Below are 19030 nucleotides of genomic sequence, written 5' to 3'. Positions count from 1 at the left end.
AAAACTGGCGGCACAACGGTCGTCAAACCGTCATGCATCGCCCCGGCCGCCCTGGGCAGCCTGCCTCAACCGGCGATATAGGATCGCAGACTGTCGGCTTCCTGGGCGTGTTCGGCGATCTGGCATTTCACGACATCCCCGATGGAGACGACGCCGATCAGGCGCTGGCCTTCCAGCACGGGCAGGTGACGGATGCGACGGTCGGTCATGCGCGCCATCAGGGCGGACATCTCTTCGCGGGGTTCGGCGAAGATCACCTTGGCGGTCATATAGTCGGCGACCGGGCGCGCCAGGGCCGCGGCGCCGTCGATGGCCAGGGCCCTGACTACGTCCCGCTCGGAAAAGACGCCGGCGACCAGATCGCCGTCGCAGACGACCAGTGCGCCGACGCCCTTCTCGTCCAGCGTCCGGCACGCATCGGACACCGTCGTTTCCGGCGCGATGGCGAAGACGGCGTTTCCCTTGGTCTTGAGGATTTCGGCGACGAACATCGCGGCTCCTTCTCTGGGTTTCAGAGACGACCGCAGGGCCGGGATGGCGACAGGGCCGCATCTCGAAACCGATGATCGCTCATACGCGCCCTGCAGGCAATGTCGCGGTCAACCTCGGGCCGGCGCCCGCGCCGCCGGGCGGCCGAACGCCCGCGCCAGGGGACCGATCGCCAGTATGCCGACGACGAAGCCCGCCGCATGCGCCTCCCAGGCGATGCCCGCCCCGTCTGCACCGGGAACGTAGCCGATCAGGCCGGTCACGGCGTTGACGCCCATCCAGGCGATCGAGGCGGCGACCACCCGGCGATCGGTCAGGGCCAGCACCGCGCCGCCGGGCGCCACCCCCATCAGCCGGGTCGCCGCGCCGATCAGGCCGAACACCGCGCCCGACGCCCCCACCATCGGCGCAGTGGATCCCCAATGGATCAGCCCATAGCCCAGCGTCGCCAGGGCGCCGCACATCACATAGAAGAGCAGATAGATCGTCGGGCCGATGCGGTCGCCGAACAAACGCGCGACCGGCGCGCCGAAGGCCAGGGCGCCGATCGCATTGACCCAGGCGTGGGTCCAGCCGCCGTGCACCAGCATGGCCGTGAACAGCCCGCTCCAGCGCCCCACCTCCAGATCGGCTGGGGCGAAGGCCAGGCTCATTCCCATATCGGGCAGGTCGCGCTGGAACAGATACAGCAAGGGGATTGACGCCGCGATCAGCAGCGCGGCCACCGGCGCGTTGAACATCCGTTCTTTGGGCGGCTTCCGGGGCGGCGGAGCTTCGAATCGACCGGGCGCGTCTGACATGACCCACAGATGCGCAAGGGATTCCACGACATCAAGCGCTTCTTAATAACCTTAATGCAAGGGTGAGCTGCGGATCGCCGAACAGGGATCCGTCATTCGCCTGCGAGGAACCGACCCGTGCCCGTCAAGAGGCTGCTTTTTCCAATCGCTGTCCTGGCCGTCGCGGCCCTGGCCAGCATCCCGGCCGCCGCGCAATCGACGGGATCGGGCGGCGCGTCCCGCTTTCAGCAGGGCTATGGCGGCGCCCGCTCGGCGGCGGCCAATGCGACGACCGGCTCCACCCGCGACGCCAACGGCAACCGCCTGATCGTCAACGGCATCATCCAGTCGGGCGCCTCATCCTATTCCAGCCAGTCCGGCGGCGTCGCCTCGGCCTATGCGGGCGCGGGCGCGTCCGGCAACAGCGGCTCGACCATCGGCGGGTCGACCGCCATCGGCAATCAGCTGAACGTGGTGGTGCAGGGCAGCCGCAACACCGTGATCGTCAATTCTAACCAGACCAACACCGGCGCCGTCAACGCCGGCACGGCCTTGAACGGGAACATCAACCTGCCATGAGCCGTCGCTTCCTCCTTCGCGGGTCCGCCGCCGTCTCGGCCGCCGCCCTGCTGCTGGCCGGCTGCGTCAGTCCGGTCGCCGGGCCGTCGGGCCAGTACGCCGCGCCCATCGGCAATGCGCCGGTGACGGCCAATCCCACGCCCTATTCCGCCGCCCTCTATTGCCTGGCCGACTACGCCCGTCGCTACAACCTGCCCTCGCCGCGCATGGCCGTGGGCCGGATCAGCGACTATACCGGCACCGTCTCGTCGGACGGCGGACGCCAGATCACCGGCGGCGCCTCCCTGATGGCGACCTCCGCCCTGGCCAAGGCCGGCGCCCAGATCGTCGAACGCTACGACACCTCGGTCTCCGAGCTCGAACTGCGCTACGCCAACAACAAGCTGATCGGCGATCGCGCCCCGGACGCCCAGGGTCCCGAAGACACCCAATACCGCCGCATCCTGGCCGGCCAGGTGCCCGGCTCGGACTTCTATGTCGTCGGCGGCATCACCGAGGTGAACTACAACATTCGCTCCGGCGGCATCGACATCGCCGGCGGCGAGGTCGACAGCAACCGCCCCGGTTCGGGCATTCTGAACCACCGCGTCTATGTGATGAACATCGCCATGGACCTGCGCCTGGTCCAGACGACCACGCTGGAGGTCGTCGATGTCGTCTCCTATCAGAAGCAGATCATCGGCCGGGAGATTTCGGCTGGCGTGTTCGACTTCCTGAACGGCAACGTCTTCGACATCTCGGCCGGGTCGGGCGGGATGGAGCCGACCCAATTGGCCGTCCGCGCCCTGGTCGAGCGGGCTACGGTCGAGTTCATGGCCAACCTCTACGGCGCGCCTGGCCCCGAAGTCTGCCTCAACGCCGCCAACGATCCGCTCGGCGATTCCACCGTCGGTCCCACCGGCGGCTATTATCCGGCCTACCCCACTCAGGATACGAACAATGGCCAGACACGCGCCGATCCGTCTCGCTGGCATGATGGCCGCGACGGCGACATTCGCCGTTCTCGCCACTGAGGCGAGCGCCCAGGCGACCCCGGCCTGCGATCCGGCGCTGGGCGAGGCCTGTTTCAGCCGCCAGACCCAGTCCGGCGACGTCACGGGCCAGGTCGACCTGAACCTGACGGTCGATCAGCTGACCGTCAGCACCAGCGCCCAGGGCAACGCCCTGGCGGGAGGCGTCACCGACGCCTCCGCCGGCCTGGTGTCGCGCCAGACCATGACGGGCTCGGCCCGCGCGGGCAGCACGGCCGCTCTGAACGGCGAGGCCGACGGCCAGATCAGCGTGACCACCCAAGCGGGCGGGAACTACCTCGGCGTCACCACAGACGGCGCGACCTTCGCCGTGGACGCCGCGCAATCCGCCACGGGCGATCAGGTCCGCGCACAAAGCGTCGTGCGCGCCCCGACCGGCCGCATGCTCCAGGGCGGGTTCGCCAACAGCGTCGCGGCCGCCAACACCGCGGCCCTGAGCGGTCCGTCCTCGTCCCTCACGGGCGTCATCGACCAGCAGGCCCAGACCACCGTCTTCTCCGAAACGGTCGCGGACATCCAGTACATCCCCGCGCCGGCCGTCTTCGCCGCCCAGTCGACAGCCAACGTCGTACAGACCAACACCACCGGCGCCTCGCACCAGGATCTGGCCGTGCGCCAGTCCAACGCGCCCTCCACCGTCGAGGCCCGCACCGACGTCTATGTCGACAACGCCTGGGACCTGACCGCCAGCGCCAACGCCGGCGCCAACCAGGCGATCATGACCAACGCCGGCGGCTCCATGCTGGTGAACGTGGACCAGGCCAACGCCGGGCGGGTCCGTGCCGACGCGCGCGTCCAGACCAACCTTCAGGGGCAGACCGTGCTGGCGGCCCGCAGCGTCGCAAACGAGACCGTCGCCGGAAACAACGACATCTATCTGAAGCTGGACAACACCCAGCTCAACACCGGCGGGGTCGAGGCCGACGCGACCTATATCGGCGTCAACGGCTATGACGCCTATGTCGGCGCCGATGCGGTCGGCAATGCGGTGACGGGCTACGCCTGCTCGCAATGCGGCGGCGACGTCAACATCAACAACAATCAGACCAATAGCGGCAATGTGACGGCGACCACGAACGCCACGGTCGGGGCCGGCCGCGCCGCCGTGGTCGGCGCCAACGCCGTGGGCAACACCGCCAGCTTCTACATCAGCCGCCCCGGCGGCTGATCGAAGATGACGAGTCCGTAAGCTCGCCCGACCGCTTGTCGAAAAGGCAAGCTCGCTTTACACATCCGGCATCGCGCCGTCGAGAGTCGCGGTTTCGGAGTGATTTCATGCGTTCTGCGCGCCATCTGCTGTTCGTCGCGGTCTCTGGACTGGCCCTGACCACCGGGGCTTTCGCGGCCCCCGCCCTTGCGCAAACCGCCGCGCCCGCAGCGGCCTCCCCGAACGCCCAGGTCGCCCCGTCCGATCCCTGGGCCCAGGCGGCCAGCGACGTTCCGGCCGATCCCGCCGTCCGTTACGGCCTGCTGCCGAACGGGATGCGCTACGCCCTGCTGCACAATGCGACGCCTCCGGGTCAGGCCTCGTTCCGCCTGCGCATCGACGCCGGCTCGCTGATGGAGCGCGACGACCAGAAGGGTCTGGCCCACTTCATGGAGCATATGGCCTTCAACGGCACCAAGGACGTGCCGGAAAACGAGATGCTGCGCATCCTCGAACGCCTGGGTCTGGCCTTCGGCGCCGACACCAACGCTTTCACCAGCTTCGACCAGACCGCCTATATGTTGGAGCTGCCCAACACCAAGGACGAGACGGTCGATCCCAGCCTGCACATCCTGCGCGAGATGATGTCGGCGGCCATGATGGCGCCGGACGCCATCGATTCCGAGCGCGGCGTCATCGTCGGCGAGGAACGTACCCGCGACACGCCGCAACTGCGTGTGCTGAAGACCCAGCTCGGCCTGCTGGCGCCCGGTCAACGTCTGTCGGAACGCCTGCCGATCGGCGACCTCGACATCATCCGCACCGCGCCGCGCCAGCGCTTCGTCGACTTCTACGACGCCTACTATCGCCCCTCGCGCGCGACCTTCATCGCCGTGGGCGACTTCGACGTGGATGCGATGGAGGCCAAGGTCCGCGCGGCCTTCGGCGACTGGAAGCCGACCGCCGCCGATGGTCCGGAGCCCGACCTGGGAACCGTCGCCCCGCGTCAACCACAGACCAGCATCCTGGTCGAGCCGGGCATCCAGTCCTCCATCCAGATCAACTGGATCAAGGCCCCGGACCTCAGCCCCGACACGGCCGCCGAACGCGCCGCCGACGTCCGTCGCGGCCTGGGTCTGGCCGTGCTGAACCGTCGCCTGGGCGAGATCGCCCGCGCCGACAACCCGCCCTTCATCGGCGCCGGCGCCGGCTATCAGTCGCTGTTCGATAGCCTGGACGCCGGTACCCTGTCGGTCGCCTTCAATCCCGGCGACTGGAAGCGTGCGCTGGAAAGCGTCGAGCAGGAAAGCCGTCGTCTGGCCGAATACGGCGTCAGCGACGCCGAGCTTCAGCGCGAAATCGTCAACACCCGCACCGCGCTTCAGAACGCCGTGGCCTCGGCCGCGACCCGTTCGACCTCGACCTTGGCGAACGGTCTCCTGGGCGCCGTCAACGACGACCAGGTCTTCAGCGCGCCCCAGACCAATCTCGATCTGTTCAACAAGGCTGTCGAAGGCCTGACCGTCGACCAGGTCAATCAGGCGACCAAGGCGGTCTTCGAGGGCCAGGGCCCGCTGCTGCTGTTCAGCTCCCCCGTCCCGGTCGAGGGCGGCGAGGCCGCCGTCACCGCTGCGCTGGAGGCCTCGCGCAACACCCCGGTGCAAGCCCGCGCCGCCGAGGCCGAGCTGAAGTGGCCCTATGACAATTTCGGCGCCCCGGCCCAGCCGGCCGCGCGCAGCGAAGTCGCCGACCTGGGGGCGACCCTGGTCCGCTTCCCGAACGGCACGCTGCTGAACATCAAGAAAACCGACTTCCGCGCCGATCAGGTGCTGGTCAGCGCCCGCACGGGCCTGGGCGAATTGGGTCTGCCCGCGGACCAGCTGTCGCCGCTGTCGATGGCCAGCACCATCCTGACCGCCGGCGGCCTGGGCAAGCTCAGCCTGGACGAGATGAACCGCGTCCTCAGCGGCCGCACCTATGGCGCCTCGGTCAGTCAGGCGACCGACGCCTATGTCTTCTCCGGCGCCACCAAGCCCGCCGACCTGCAGTTGGAGCTTCAAGTTCTGGCCGCCTATCTGACCGATCCGGGCCTGCGCGCCGCGCCGTTCGAGCAGACCAAGGCCCTGTTCCCGCAGATCCTGGCCCAGATGGGCGCGACCCCGCGCGGCGTTTTCCAGCGCGACGCCTCGGGCCTGCTGGCCGGCGGCGACGTTCGCGAGACGACGCCGACGGCCGAACAGGTCGCCGCCATCCAGATCGAAGACGTGCGAAACGGCGTCCGTTCGGCCCTGGCTCAGGGTCCGGTCGAGATCACGGTCGTCGGCGACGTGGACATCGACGCGGTGATCGCCGCCGTCGGCTCCACCTTCGGCGCCCTGCCCGCGCGCGGCCCCCAGCCCACGCCGCCCGCCGGATCGACCGAACGACGTTTCCCTGCGCCGACCGCGGCGCCGGTCCAGCTGCACCACACCGGCCCGGCCGAACAGGCCCTTGGCTTCGTCGCCTGGCCGACCACCGACCAGGTCCGCGACCGCAAGACCGCCCGCCAGCTTTCGATCCTGGCGGACGTGCTGCAACTGCGGCTGAACGACGAGATCCGCGAGAAACAGGGTCTGGCCTATTCGCCCAGCGCCGGCTCCACGGCCTCCAGCGTCTTCCCCGGCTATGGCTATGTCGCCGTCACGGCCGAGACGCCGCCTGCTGCCCTGCCCAAATTGTTCGAGACGGTCGACGCCATCGCCGCCGACCTGCGCGACAATCCCGTCAGCGAGGACGAACTGAACCGCGCCCGTCGTCCGGCGGTCGAGCGCCTTCGCCGCAACATGGCCGACAACGGCTATTGGCTGACGCAACTGTCGCAAGCCCAGTCCGACCCGGCCGGCCTGGACCAGACCCGCAACCAGCTCTCGACCCTGGAAGCCGTCACCGCCGCCGACCTTCAGGCCCTGGCGCGTCAGTATCTGAAGTCCGGCTCCGCCTGGCGCGCCACGGTCACGGCCCAGCCTGCGGCTCAATAATTCAAAAAACCCCGGCTCGCATCGTGCGGGCCGGGGCCAGTCTTTTCAGGATCGCCGACGGAGAGCCGACGATCCCTTGTCTCTCATTGCGCCTGAGCGGCGGCTGAACGGCCCGGTTCGGCTCCCGTTCAGAACACCCGGCCGCCGACGCCGCCGTCCAGGGTGATCGCCCCGGTCAGCACCGTCGCGCTTTCGACCTGTTCCTCGCGGTATTCGGTATATTCCTCTTCCCGGTACATCGTCAGGATCTTGATCCCGGCGCCGTAGCGCCGCAGCAGCGAGCGCTCGTTGCAGTCGCGCTCCGGCTTCTCGGGCCGGCATTCCAGCCGGCCGCCGTTCCCCAGCCACAGGGCCTCGTGCTTGCGGCAGGTCATGGTCGTGCCGTGGTCGAAGCTGACGTCGCCGTCGTAGTCCGCGATCGTCGCCTGCAGCCACGTTCCGGCCAGGCAGCGATAGATTTCGCCTTCGAAGCCGTCGGCGATCTCGCGGTCCGGCCGCACCTGGGACGCAGGGTGCGGCGTCTGGCGGTCGTCGATGCAGACGGCCTGGATGACGACCCGCTTCATCATGCTGCGGAAGGCGCTATAGGGCGTGCGCACGGTCTGGGCGACCATGCCCTCGACGGCCAGGCCCTGGATCGTGGTCGGATAGGGCTGGTCCACGCTGATGTAGGCCGCCCCGCCGCCCCCGCCGTAGCCGCCCGAAAAGCCGCCGGCCCGCGCGTTCAGATACGACCGCGCCCCCACGTTGGCGCTGGCGTTCGCATTGGCGTTCGCGCCGACGTTCACGTTCACATTGACGTTGGTGTTGACGTTGTTGTTCCAGCCGCCGTAGCCCCCACCGCCGCCGCAGTTTCCGCCGCCGCCGCCGCCGCATGACGGAGGCTCGGGCGGGGGCGGCGGCTCGCACGAGGTGCACGGCGGCGGCTCGCAGCCCGATCCGCATTGCGCCAGGGCCGCGCCGGCGCCGGCCGAGACGGCCAGTCCGGCCGCCAGGCCCAGCATCCATTTCGTGATCCGCAGCCGCATCGGCGGGAACTCCCAAGCGAATATCGTGTCGGCCGAACGGGATTTCGGCCGATCCTGCCGTCACAAAACGGCAAAAGCCTTTCGTTTCCGTTGATGGCGACCACGCTTCGGGATGGCGCGATGCCGCATCGGTCTGCTAGACCGCCCGCTCAATGACCGTCCGCGTCTTCCTTCGCCCGATCTCGATTAGCCGCCCGGCGTAGCGCCTATGGGCCATCCGGCCCCGTGCACGCCGGGATCGACAGCCCTCACGCAGCGCGACGCGCGATAGGGCGAACAGAAAAGCGAACGACAACCCAGACGCCGAGACGACCCATGGCCGACGCCGACACCCAATCTTCCGCTCGCGACTATCGCGACACCGTCTTCCTGCCAGAGACGCCGTTTCCCATGCGCGGCGGCCTGCCGCAGAAGGAGCCGCTGATCCTGGAGCAATGGGGCGACCTCTACGGGCGGCTGCGGGCGCAGCGGCAATCCGAAAACGCCCCCCTCTACGTCCTGCACGACGGCCCGCCCTATGCGAACGGCGACATCCACATCGGTCACGCCCTGAACAAGACGCTGAAGGACTTCGTGATCCGCAGCCGCTTCCTCTTGGGCTACGACGTCGATTACGTCCCCGGCTGGGACTGCCACGGCCTGCCGATCGAGTGGAAGATCGAGGAACAGTTCCGCGCCAAGGGCCGCCGCAAGGACGAGGTCTCCAAGGCCGAATTCCGCGCCGCCTGCCGCGACTACGCCGGCAAATACATCGACCTTCAGCGCGACCAGTTCAAACGCCTGGGCGTCACCGGCGACTTCGCCAACCGCTACGCCACCATGGACTTCTCGTCCGAGGCGGCCATCGTCGCCGAGTTCCACAGGTTCAAGAACTCGGGCCAGCTGTATCGCGGCTCCAAGCCCGTCATGTGGTCGCCGGTCGAGCGCACGGCCCTGGCCGACGCCGAGATCGAATACCACGATCACGTCAGCCCGACGATCTGGGTCAAATTCCCGGTCACGGCCATGTCCGACGACCACCCCGACGACCTGCTGGCCTTCCGTAATCCGACGCCTTCGATCGTCATCTGGACGACCACGCCCTGGACCATCCCGGCCAACCGGGCCATCAGCTACGGCCCCGAGATCGCCTACGGCCTCTACGAGGTCACGGCGATGGAAGAGGGTCTGGAATTCGCCCCCTGGGCCAAGCCGGGCGACCGGCTGATCCTGGCCGACAAACTGGCTGAGGACGTGTTCAAGGCCGCCAAGGTCGCCGCCTGGACCCGCGTCTACGACATCGATCCGTCCGGCCTGGAGACCGCCCACCCGCTGGCGGCGCTGGACAGCGGCTACGGCTTCTCGGTGCCCCTGCTGGCCGGCGACCACGTCACCGACGACGCGGGCACGGGCTTCGTCCACACGGCGCCCGGCCACGGCGCCGACGACTTCGAGGTCTGGAAGGCCCATGGTCACCACGAGGTGCCGGACACCGTCGATCCGGACGGCGCCTATTACGACCACGTCCCCCTGTTCGCCGGCCTCAAGGTGCTGGAGACCGAGGGCAAGAAGACCGGTAAGTTCGGCCCCGCCAACGGCGCCGTGATGGAGAGGCTGATCGAGGCCGGAAACCTGCTGGCGCGCGGTCGGATGGAGCATTCCTATCCGCATTCGTGGCGCTCCAAGGCGCCGATCATCTTCCGCAACACGCCCCAGTGGTTCATCCGCATGGACACGCCGCTGGATGGGCCGCTGAAGTCCGGCGACACCCTGCGAGAGACGGCGCTGAACGCCATCGACGACACCGCCTTCCACCCGGCGGCGGGCAAGAACCGCATCCGTTCGATGGTCGAGGGCCGTCCCGACTGGCTGGTCAGCCGCCAGCGCGCCTGGGGCACGCCGCTCGCCATGTTCGTCGACAAACAGACCGGCCAGCCTCTGCACGACCCCGAGGTCGACGCCCGTATCGTCAAGGCCGTGGCCGAACACGGCGCCGACATCTGGTTCACCGCCCCCGACGCCGATTTCCTGGGCGCCCACGACCCGGCCCGCTACGAAAAGGTCGAGGACATCCTGGACGTCTGGTTCGACTCCGGCTCGACCCACGCCTTCACCCTGGACCCGCGCCTGCCGGAAAACGGCTATGCCGGCGACCGTCCCGCCCACTGGCCCGCCGACCTCTATCTGGAAGGGTCGGACCAGCACCGCGGCTGGTTCCAGTCGTCGCTGCTGGAGGGCTGCGGCACACGCGGGCGGGCGCCGTTCAAGGCGGTCCTGACCCACGGCTTCACCCTCGACGAGAAGGGGGAGAAGATGTCCAAGTCCAAGGGCAACACCACCGATCCCCTGACCATCATCAAGGAGAGCGGCGCCGATATCTTGCGCCTGTGGGTGGCCTTGGTCGACTATTCCGAGGACCAGCGGATCGGCAAACAGATCCTCCAGACCACGGTCGACGCCTATCGCAAGCTGCGAAACACCGTCCGCTATCTGCTGGGCGCCCTTTCGGACTTCGACGAGGCCGAGCGCCTGACCGACTACGACCAGTTCCCGCCGCTGGAGAAATTCGTCCTCCACCGCCTTCACGAACTCGACGCCCAGGTCCGGGCCGCCTACGCCGATTACCGCTTCCAGGATGTCGTGCGCCCGGTGCTGGAGTTCTGCGCCGGCGACCTGTCGGCGCTATATTTCGACATCCGCAAGGACGCCCTCTATTGCGACCGGCCCGACAGCCTTCGCCGCCGCGCCGCCCGCACCGTGATGGACGCGGTCTTCATGCGCCTGACCGCCTGGCTGGCCCCGCTGACGCCGTTCACGATGGAAGAGGCCTGGACCACCCGCTTCCCCGAGGCGGGAACCAACTGCGCCCGCGTCATCCCGGACACACCTGCGGAATGGAACAACCCGGCCGAAGCCGAGCGTTGGGCCGCGATCAACACCGTCCTGGAAGTCGTCAATGAAGCGCTGGAAGTCGCCCGTCGCGACAAGCTGATCGGCGGCGCCCTGGACGCCTGGCCCACGGTCTCGGCCCCGGCTGGAACCTTCGCCCCGTTCGAGGGCCTGGACGCCGCGGAAATCTTCCGCACGTCGGGCGCCGAACTGGCCGAGAGCGGCGACGCTGTTGCGGTCACGGTCGCCCTGGCGGACTATCCCAAATGCGCCCGCTCCTGGCGCCGCGTCCCCGATGTCGGCTCCGACCCTGCCTACCCCGATCTCTCGGCCCGCGACGCCGACGCGGTTCGCTATTGGGACCAGACGCACGGCTGACATCAATGCCCTCTTCTTCCCTTGCGGGAGAAGAGGGTCAAACTGTGGCCCGACAATCGGGCTACGCGGTCAGTTACAGGGGCCGATTATGCGTCCGTCAGCGAACTTCATTCGGATTTCGGGGTCTGCCCAGGCCTCGACACCATCGCCACGGTAGTAATCCTCAGAGATCCACCCGCGAACGAACTGTAGCCGGGTCGGCTTCAATGCGAGGCCGCTGAACTCTAGGGCTTTCCCGTGATCAGATGTTCTCAGCGTCAGACTCGTTGTCGTATCGGATTGGCATTCCAGAGTTCGGGACGTGCTTGATCGCAGGAACGTCGGCTCTGAACTGCAAGCGGACATCAACAGACACCCAACGAACGAGCCGGCAATCCGCAGAGGCGTGATCAGCTGAACCGCCGGCGCTGTTCTGCGCTGCGCAGGGTCGAGCGCAGGAACTCGGCCGGGGGATCGGTCTCGGCCAAGACCTGTTCCTTGATGGCGCGGGGTTCGCCGAACAGGTGGCCCTGACCCATGGCGACGTCCAATTCCAGGATGTCGACGACCTGGCGTTCGTTCTCGACCTTCTCGGCGATGACCTCGACGCCGTAACGGCGGGTCAGGGCGGCGAAGTCGGCGGCCTGGATGTCGGGCATGGAGCGCAAGGGCGCGCCGCCGTCCAGGTCCAACAGCTGTTCGATCATCAGATCGGCCGCGACCTTGATGAACTTGACGTCCGAGCGTTGCAGATCGGCGAAATCGAGATCCAGCGTCTGCACCTTGTCCAGCGAGAAGCGGAAGCCCAGGTCGGCCAGCTTGGCCATGTTGCGCGCCTCGACCGCGCCGCGCGCGTCGAACGTCGCCTGGCCCAGTTCGAAGATCAGCGCCTGGTTCAGGTCGCGATTCTCGGACAGGAAATCCAGGAACTGCGGAAAGAAGGTGTCGTCGCCCAGCGAGGTCAGGGCCACGTTGCAGAAGACGCCGACCTTGCGATCCTGACGCGCCAGACGGCGCACGATCTGGGCGCAGCGGAACAGCAGGAGGTTGTCGATGGCCGGGACCAGACCTTCGCCCTCGGCCAGGGACAGGTATTCCGCCGGCATCATCACCCGGTCGGTGGCGTCGCGCAGCCGGGTGAAGCTTTCATAGAAAATGGTCCGGCGTTGCGGCAGGGAGACGACGGGCTGCAGATACAGGTCCACCCGCCCTTCGCTCAGCGCCTCGTGGATGGTGCGCAGCAGGACGTTGGACTGGGCCTGGCGACGGCCTTCGAAGGTCTCGACGCCGATGTGGGGCGCAGCCGACAGGCGCGCGTCGATGCTTTCGCTCATCTGCTGGACCAGGGATTCCAGCATCCGCACCTCGCCGGTCAGGGCGTCGGTGTCGGACAGGACGCCGCTTTCGATGGCATGGGCCAGTTCGGTCAGGGCGCCCTGGGTCGATTCCATCGCATCAGCCAGCAGGCGGTGCGCCTCGCGGACCTGGGCGATCTCCTTCTTGAGCGCACGGCGCTCGGCGATCCCGGTGACGATGCCGTGGAAGGCGCCCAGCAGTCCCAGCGCGCCCAGCGTCCCCGCCACGCCCGCCCCGACGCCTAGCCCTGCGCGCCACAGAAAGGCGCCCACGGTCATGCCGAGGAACAGATAGGCGAAATAGAGAAAGCCCGTGGTTACGTTGCGCATCGGCTGGCGGTCGGCCACTCCCGGATGGAATCGCCCGAGTATCAGGCTATCAATGTCATTCGGCTAGAGCGGGGCGATAAATATCCCCGCAGAATCACATGGGAAACGCAATGGAACTGTTCGATCTGACCGGCAAGGTCGCCATCATCACCGGCTCGTCGCGCGGAATCGGCAAGGCCATCGCCGAACGGCTGGCCGAACACGGGGCCAAGGTCGTCATTTCCTCGCGCAAGGCCGGGCCTTGCGAAGCGGTCGCCGCCGAGATCAACGACAGGCACGGCGAAGGCCGCGCCATCGCCGTTCCGGCCAACATCGCCTCCAAGGACGACCTGCAGCGGCTGGTGGACCAGACGAACGCCGCGTTCGGCCGGATCGACATCCTGGTCTGCAATGCGGCGACCAATCCCTACGCCGGACCGATGGCCGGGATCGCCGACGATCAGTTCGAGAAGATCCTGCAGAACAATGTCATCTCCAATCACTGGCTGATCCAGATGGTCGCGCCGCAGATGCTGGAGCGCAAGGACGGGGCTGTCCTGGTCATCTCGTCCATCGGCGGCCTGAGAGGCAATGCGCTGATCGGCGCCTACAACATCTCCAAGGCGGCGGACATGCAGCTGGTGCGCAATCTGGCGGTCGAATGGGGGCCGTCGAACGTGCGGGTCAACTGCATCGCGCCGGGCCTGGTCCAGACCGACTTCGCCAAATATCTGTGGGAGAACCCCGAACTGCTGAAGACCGTGACCGAGCCGGCCCCGCTGAAAAGGATCGGCCAACCGGATGAAATCGCGGGCACGGCGGTCTATCTGTGCAGCCCTGCCTCGGCCTATGTGACCGGGCAGACCCTGGTGGTGGACGGCGGATTGACGATTGCCTGGTGAACGTAAGGACTGGAAACAGGACTGGGTGTGGCGGCTGGAGGCCTTCGGCTTCCGGGCCCTGTTCGGCCTGCTGCGGCTGCTGGGCATCGAGCGGGCGTCGGGGCTGGGCGGCTGGCTGCTGCGCACCCTGGGGCCGCTGACGGGGACGCAGAAGACGGTGATGCGCAATCTGCGCATCGCCTTCCCCGACATGGGCGAGGCCGAGCGCGACGCTCTGGCCCTGGCCCAGTGGGACCAGACGGGCCGCACCTTCGCCGAACTGGCCGTGATGGACCAGTTGACGCCCGAGGGGGGCCGCGTGGAGGTGGTCGGGATGGAGCGGCTGCACGCCCTGCGCGACAGCGGCAAACCGGCCGTGCTGATCTCGGGTCATCTGGCCAATTTCGAAGTCATGGCCGCGGTCATCATGGCGGCGGGCGTGCCGTGCCAGGTCACATATCGCGCGGCCAACAATCCGTATGTCGACGCCCTGATCCGCCAGAGCCGAGAGCGCTACGGCATCCGTTTGTTCGCGCCCAAGGGGGACGGCACGCGCGAGTTGATGGCGGGGATGAAGCGCGGCGATTCCATCGCCCTGCTGGTGGACCAGAAATACAATCAGGGGCCAGAGGTCCAATTCTTCGGCCAGCCGGTCAACGCCTCGCCCGGCGCGGCGAGGCTGGCGCTGAAGTTCGACACGGTCATGCTGCCGCTGTCGGTGGTGCGGTTGCCGGGCGTCCGGTTCCGGGTGACGGCGCACGAGCCGATCGCCCTCGGCCGCAGCGAGGACAAGGCGGCCGACATCCTGGCGGGGGTCCAGGCCGCAAACCGCTTCGTCGAGGATCGGGTTCGCGAACATCCGGTGGACTGGTTCTGGGTCCACCGGCGCTGGCCGGACAAGGTCTATGCGGCGTTGGATCGCCCGGCGTCGGTCGAGCGGCGGAACGGCCCTTCGTACTCCGGCTGATCGCGGCGGCGGCGGCACGGGCCGACATAACTGTCGCAACGGATGAAGGCGCGCGGCCTCAGGATGACGGCGTTGATCCGGTCCAGCACGGCCTTGGCGGTGATCGGCTTGACGACGAACTCGTTCACCCCGGCGTCGCGCGCCTCATAGACGCGGGTGCGTTCGGAATGGCCGGTCATCATGATGATCGGCAGATAGATGTTGGGGCTGTCGGGGCCGGTGCGGACCAGGCGGGTGAATTCCACCCCGTCCAGCGGGAACATGTTGAAGTCCACGATGGCCAGGTCGATGGGATGGCGGCGCAGCAGGCTTAGGGCGGTCGCGCCCTCGGCGGCCTCGTAGACATTGCGAATGTCGGCCGAATGCAGAACGGCGGCGGCGATGGCGCGCATGTTCTGATTGTCGTCCGCCAGCAGGACGTTCAGCGATTTCAGAGAAGACATCAGACCCCGACCGATCGAAGCCAGACGCTAGGAGCATGTCCGCAAGCTCGCAAGCGGAGCCTTGGTTCAAGCGAGCGCATTCGGCGCCTGGGCGCCCACCATCAGCGACGGATCCAGATTGCGGTCGCGCCATTTCATGCGCCAGCACAGGTGCGGCCCTGTCGCGCGGCCGGTCATGCCGACGCGGCCCAGCGGATCGCCGCGCCGGACTCGCTGGCCCAATTCCACGTCCAGCCGCGACTGGTGCAGATAGCCGGTGATCAGCCCCTGGCCGTGGTCGATCAAGGTCAGGCCGCCTTCGAAATGCATGTCCGGGCGCACGAAAACGATGCGGCCGTCGGCGGGCGCGCGGATCACGCTCCCCTGCGGCGCGGCCAGATCGACGCCATAGTGCGGACGGGCCGGGGTTCCGTTCAGGATGCGCTGCGCGCCCCACGCGCTGGAGATGCGGTAGGCGTCCAGAGGCCAGATGAAGCCGTCGCGAAAGTCGTCGGCGTCGATACGGCTGGCGAATCCCTCGGTCTTCAGGGCGAGCTCGCGCTGGATTCGGTCCAGCAGCGCGGGATCGCTGGGCTCGACGGTCGCGGGCGGCAATCCGTCCACGCGGGTCGAGGGGAAGGCGAAGGGGGCGATGTCCAGAATGCGCCGGGCCGAACGCCCGCCGCCGCGGGCCTCGATGCGGGCGCTGGCGCCGGCGTCGCGGTCGAAGCCGATCACGAACAGGCCGGCGGCCGAGGCGGTGGTCAGGGCCTCGCCGTCGACGAAGATCAGGGCGCCCGGCGCGGTGCGCCCAAAGGCGTAGCCGCCCTGACGCCAGGCCCCGTTCAGAGCCAGGGCCAGCGTGTCGCCGCCTCGAGCGAAGGCCTGCCGCCCGGCGACCAGCCCGGCCCCCGCCCCAGCCAGCAGGGCGCGGCGCGTGGCCCTCACTTCGCTTCCGTCAGGGCTGCGATGAACTCGGCCGGGCCGAAATAGGGCTGCTGGCGGGTCGAACTCCAGTAGCGCAGGATCTCCAGCGGGATCGGCTTGTCCGTGACCGCGCAGCGCACGTAGCGGCCCGGCTTCAACACCGCGAACTCGCCGTCGCCATAGTGAAGAACGGCCTGGTCGGAAGCGGTCATGTCCATTGCCCGACGATAGTCCTGGCGCGCCCCGGCGAAAAGAGGGTCAGGCCGAGGCGACCGCATCCGTGATCGGCCCGTCGGCCGCAGGGGGACGGATCGCGCCCGCCGGCGGCGGCTTGGGCCGTCCGCCCATCCGGTCGGTGAACAGGAAGACGAACGGATTGAGCGAGATCGACAGCAGGGCGGCGGCCAGGATCAGGTCGTGGGTCTCGCGACTCATGGCGCCCAGGGACACGCCTAGCGCCGCCAGGATGAAGGAGAACTCGCCGATCTGGGCCAGGGACGCCGCCACGGTGAAGCCGGTCGGCCGGTCCAGTTGGAACGACCTGGCGATGACCAGGGCCGCGACCGACTTGCCGACGATGACGATGCCAAGAACGCCCAGCACCGCCCAAGGCTGACGCACGAGGATCATCGGGTCGAACAGCATCCCCACCGAGACGAAGAACAGGACGGCGAAAGCGTCGCGCAGCGGCAGCGACCGCTCGGCCGCATTGTGTCCCAGGGGCGAGGCGTTCATCACCAGCCCCGCCAGGAAGGCGCCCAGCGCGAAGGAGTGGAACAGGAAATAGGCCAACCAGGCGATGCCGAGCGCGATGGCCAGCACCCCAAGGGTGAACAGTTCGCGCGACTTGGTATGGGCGATGCGGATCAACAGCCAGGGAATGACCTTGCCGCCCACCACCAGCATGCCGACCACGAACAGCACCACCTTCACCAGCGTCAGGCCGACATTGGCTCCCAGCGCCGCCAGGTCCGCCTGGCTTCCCGCCGGGACCAGGATCATGGGCAGCATGACCAGGGCGATGACGATCACCAGGTCCTCGACGATCAGCCAGCCCACGGCGATGCGGCCTATCTCGCCCTTGACCTGTTTGCGCTCCTCCAGCGCGCGCAGCAGGACCACGGTGGAGGCGACGGACAGGGCGAACCCCATCAGCAACGCCTCGACATCGCCCAGGCCCAGCACGAACCGGCCCAGCCCCCAGCCCAGGACAGTGGCGACGACGATCTGCACCAGGGCGCCGGGAATGGCGACCTTGCGCACCTGCATCAGGTCCTTGGGCGAGAAGTGCAGCCCGACCCCGAACATCAGCAGGATGACCCCGATCTCGGCCAGTTGCGGCGCCAGTTCGGTGTCGGCCACGAAGCCGGCCGTATAAGGCCCCACCACGATGCCCGCGACAAGATAGCCCACCAGGGGCGACAGCCTGAGCCGATGCGCCAACATCCCGAACACGAAGGCCAGGACGAACCCCCCGACCAGAGTGAGGATCAGGCTGTCGGCATGGGGCATCAGGGCTCCTGTCGCGGGTGGGACCGGGTTTTGGATCAGGCTTTGCAGTTGGGGCGCGAGGGCGGGTTTGACAAGATGACGCAGTGTCGCGCGACGCGGAAAAACCCAGACGCCCTCGCCCGATCGCTCCGAAATTCACAGGCTGGACGCGCCGCGCCCTCGGCGTCGTGACGGCTGCGCGCAGCAGACGACCAGCGACCCGATGACCGGCTTGAAAAGGCGAGTAACCGGACTCAGCGCCCCGCCGTCGCCTCGGTCAGGTCAGCCAGGCGGCGGGCCGCGTCGGGGATGGCGACGGTGCGGGCGGCGGCGGACATGGCCGACAGGCGCGCCGGGTCGGACAGGACGGCGGCCAGGGTGGACGACAGGCGCTCCACGGTCAGGTCGTCTTCCAGCACCACCTCGGCCGCACCCGCGTCGGTCAGGGCCTTGGCGTTCAGACGCTGGTGGTCGTCGGTGGCGATCTTCAGCGGGACCAGGATCGACGGCAGGGCCGCCACCGCCAGTTCGGCGCAGGTCGAGGCCCCGGACCGGCCGACCACCAGATGGGCCTTGGACAGCCGCTCGGCCATGTCGCGGAAGAAGGGCGCGACCTCGGCCTCTATCCCCGCCTCCAGATAGATCTGGCGCGCGGCCTCCAGCGTTTCAGGCCGGGACTGCTGCTGCACTTTAAGACGGCGGCGCAAGACTTCGGGCAGGGCCGCCAGCGCCCGGGGCGTGGTCTCGGACAGGATGCGGGCGCCCTGGCTGCCGCCTGTCACCAGCACATGGATGGGGCCGTCCTCGACCGGCGCGACATAGGTCCGGTCGAACAGGGCGCGGATTTCGGCGCGGACGGGCGAACCGACGACGTGCGCCCGCCCCTGCACCTTGGCTGGCGCGCGCTCCAGCGTGGGAAAGGACGAGGCGACCTGGTTCACATAGGGGGCCAATATGCGGTTGGTGCGGCCGAGGACCGCGTTCTGCTCATGGATCACGGTCGGCCGCCGCGCCGTCACGGCCGCGACCAGGGCCGGAGCGGACGGATAGCCGCCGAACCCCACCACCACGTCCGCCCCCAACCGTTCGAAGGCGGCGCGCGCCTGCATCACCCCTTTGAAGATGGCGACCCCGGCCTTGACCAGACCCAGCGGCCCCGCGCCGGTGGCCGCATCCAGAGCCAGCCGCTCGTCGGCCGGAAAAGCATGGGCGTATTGCTCGCCCCTGCGGTCTGTCGCCAAAACGACGCGCCAGCCGCGCGCCGACATTTCGCGCGCCAGCGCCTCGGCTGGAAACATATGGCCGCCAGTGCCGCCGGCGGCGACGACGCAAAGCTTGGACATTCGAGGGCTCCAGATTATCCGGCCCTGAATAGTCTGAAAT

At 68.1% G+C, this 19030-nt stretch carries 16 protein-coding genes; 7 read left to right on the top strand and 9 right to left on the bottom strand.

Translation table 11 applies throughout. From position 1 onward, the window contains the following. Positions 1 to 65 precede the first annotated feature (65 nt). Both AC0L6G_RS16485 and AC0L6G_RS16480 read right to left on the bottom strand, forming a co-directional pair. Positions 66 to 491 (bottom strand): CBS domain-containing protein, encoded by a 426-nt coding sequence (locus AC0L6G_RS16485; RefSeq protein ID WP_473252677.1) that lies wholly within the window; start codon positions 489 to 491, stop codon positions 66 to 68. 108 nt (positions 492 to 599) lie between these two features. Next, positions 600 to 1229 carry a rhomboid family intramembrane serine protease gene (locus AC0L6G_RS16480; RefSeq protein WP_473252676.1) on the bottom strand — a complete coding sequence of 210 codons (630 nt, stop codon included), beginning with the start codon at positions 1227 to 1229 and terminating at the stop codon, positions 600 to 602. A 177-nt stretch (positions 1230 to 1406) separates the two neighbouring features. Here AC0L6G_RS16480 and hfaA point away from each other — a divergent pair, with 177 nt between their 5' ends. From hfaA to AC0L6G_RS16460, 4 genes are all read left to right on the top strand, one after another. Then, entirely contained in the window at positions 1407 to 1847 is a 441-nt protein-coding gene (gene hfaA, locus AC0L6G_RS16475) for a holdfast anchoring protein HfaA (protein ID WP_291535706.1), read from the top strand. Further along, positions 1844 to 2860: a holdfast anchoring protein HfaB gene (gene hfaB / locus AC0L6G_RS16470; protein ID WP_473252675.1), complete on the top strand. Its 1017-nt coding sequence runs from the start codon at positions 1844 to 1846 to the stop codon at positions 2858 to 2860. Before hfaA ends, hfaB begins: the two co-directional genes overlap by 4 nt. Further along, a complete protein-coding gene (gene hfaD / locus AC0L6G_RS16465; protein ID WP_473252674.1) occupies positions 2787 to 4046 on the top strand; it encodes a holdfast anchor protein HfaD in 1260 nt (419 codons plus the stop codon). The genes hfaB and hfaD overlap by 74 nt, the downstream gene beginning before the upstream one ends. Positions 4047 to 4153: 107 nt before the next feature. Continuing rightward, the gene (locus AC0L6G_RS16460; RefSeq protein ID WP_473252673.1) at positions 4154 to 7042 is read left to right on the top strand and encodes a M16 family metallopeptidase; all 2889 of its coding nucleotides are present in this window, start codon (positions 4154 to 4156) and stop codon (positions 7040 to 7042) included. Between the two features lie 128 nt (positions 7043 to 7170). Here the strand turns inward: AC0L6G_RS16460 and AC0L6G_RS16455 are convergent, their stop codons facing one another. After that, complete coding sequence (locus AC0L6G_RS16455) at positions 7171 to 8070, bottom strand: hypothetical protein (RefSeq protein ID WP_473252672.1); 900 nt, start codon at positions 8068 to 8070, stop codon at positions 7171 to 7173. Between the two features lie 315 nt (positions 8071 to 8385). Here AC0L6G_RS16455 and ileS point away from each other — a divergent pair, with 315 nt between their 5' ends. Continuing rightward, entirely contained in the window at positions 8386 to 11316 is a 2931-nt protein-coding gene (ileS, locus tag AC0L6G_RS16450) for an isoleucine--tRNA ligase (protein ID WP_473252671.1), read from the top strand. Between the two features lie 389 nt (positions 11317 to 11705). Here the strand turns inward: ileS and tipF are convergent, their stop codons facing one another. Continuing rightward, complete coding sequence (gene tipF / locus AC0L6G_RS16445) at positions 11706 to 12980, bottom strand: flagella assembly cyclic-di-GMP phosphodiesterase TipF (protein ID WP_293828211.1); 1275 nt, start codon at positions 12978 to 12980, stop codon at positions 11706 to 11708. A gap of 110 nt (positions 12981 to 13090) precedes the next feature. Here tipF and AC0L6G_RS16440 point away from each other — a divergent pair, with 110 nt between their 5' ends. Both AC0L6G_RS16440 and AC0L6G_RS16435 read left to right on the top strand, forming a co-directional pair. Then, on the top strand, positions 13091 to 13861 hold the full coding sequence (locus AC0L6G_RS16440) for an SDR family NAD(P)-dependent oxidoreductase (protein WP_291535696.1): 771 nt from the start codon (positions 13091 to 13093) through the stop codon (positions 13859 to 13861). Beyond that, a complete protein-coding gene (locus tag AC0L6G_RS16435) occupies positions 13851 to 14807 on the top strand; it encodes a lysophospholipid acyltransferase family protein (protein ID WP_473252670.1) in 957 nt (318 codons plus the stop codon). The genes AC0L6G_RS16440 and AC0L6G_RS16435 overlap by 11 nt, the downstream gene beginning before the upstream one ends. On the opposite strand, the gene AC0L6G_RS16430 is transcribed toward AC0L6G_RS16435, so the two are convergent. The 5 genes from AC0L6G_RS16430 to murG all read right to left on the bottom strand — a co-directional run bounded on the left by AC0L6G_RS16430 (position 14744) and on the right by murG (position 18990). Continuing rightward, positions 14744 to 15250, bottom strand: coding sequence for a response regulator (locus tag AC0L6G_RS16430; RefSeq protein ID WP_473252669.1), 507 nt, complete (start codon positions 15248 to 15250; stop codon positions 14744 to 14746). The two genes, AC0L6G_RS16435 and AC0L6G_RS16430, sit on opposite strands and share 64 nt — an antisense overlap. Before the next feature lie 66 nt (positions 15251 to 15316). Further along, entirely contained in the window at positions 15317 to 16177 is an 861-nt protein-coding gene (locus AC0L6G_RS16425) for a M23 family metallopeptidase (RefSeq protein WP_473252668.1), read from the bottom strand. After that, positions 16174 to 16374, bottom strand: coding sequence for a DUF2093 domain-containing protein (locus tag AC0L6G_RS16420; protein WP_291535692.1), 201 nt, complete (start codon positions 16372 to 16374; stop codon positions 16174 to 16176). Before AC0L6G_RS16420 ends, AC0L6G_RS16425 begins: the two co-directional genes overlap by 4 nt. A gap of 40 nt (positions 16375 to 16414) precedes the next feature. Further along, complete coding sequence (locus AC0L6G_RS16415; RefSeq protein WP_291535690.1) at positions 16415 to 17668, bottom strand: cation:proton antiporter domain-containing protein; 1254 nt, start codon at positions 17666 to 17668, stop codon at positions 16415 to 16417. A gap of 233 nt (positions 17669 to 17901) precedes the next feature. Then, complete coding sequence (gene murG, locus AC0L6G_RS16410) at positions 17902 to 18990, bottom strand: undecaprenyldiphospho-muramoylpentapeptide beta-N-acetylglucosaminyltransferase (protein ID WP_473252667.1); 1089 nt, start codon at positions 18988 to 18990, stop codon at positions 17902 to 17904. Between the last annotated feature and the right edge of the window lie 40 nt (positions 18991 to 19030).

The organism is Brevundimonas sp. D3-1P (assembly GCF_055809335.1).
The sequence above is the reverse complement of the archived record's forward strand: the minus strand, read 5'-3'. Positions and strand labels throughout refer to the sequence as shown.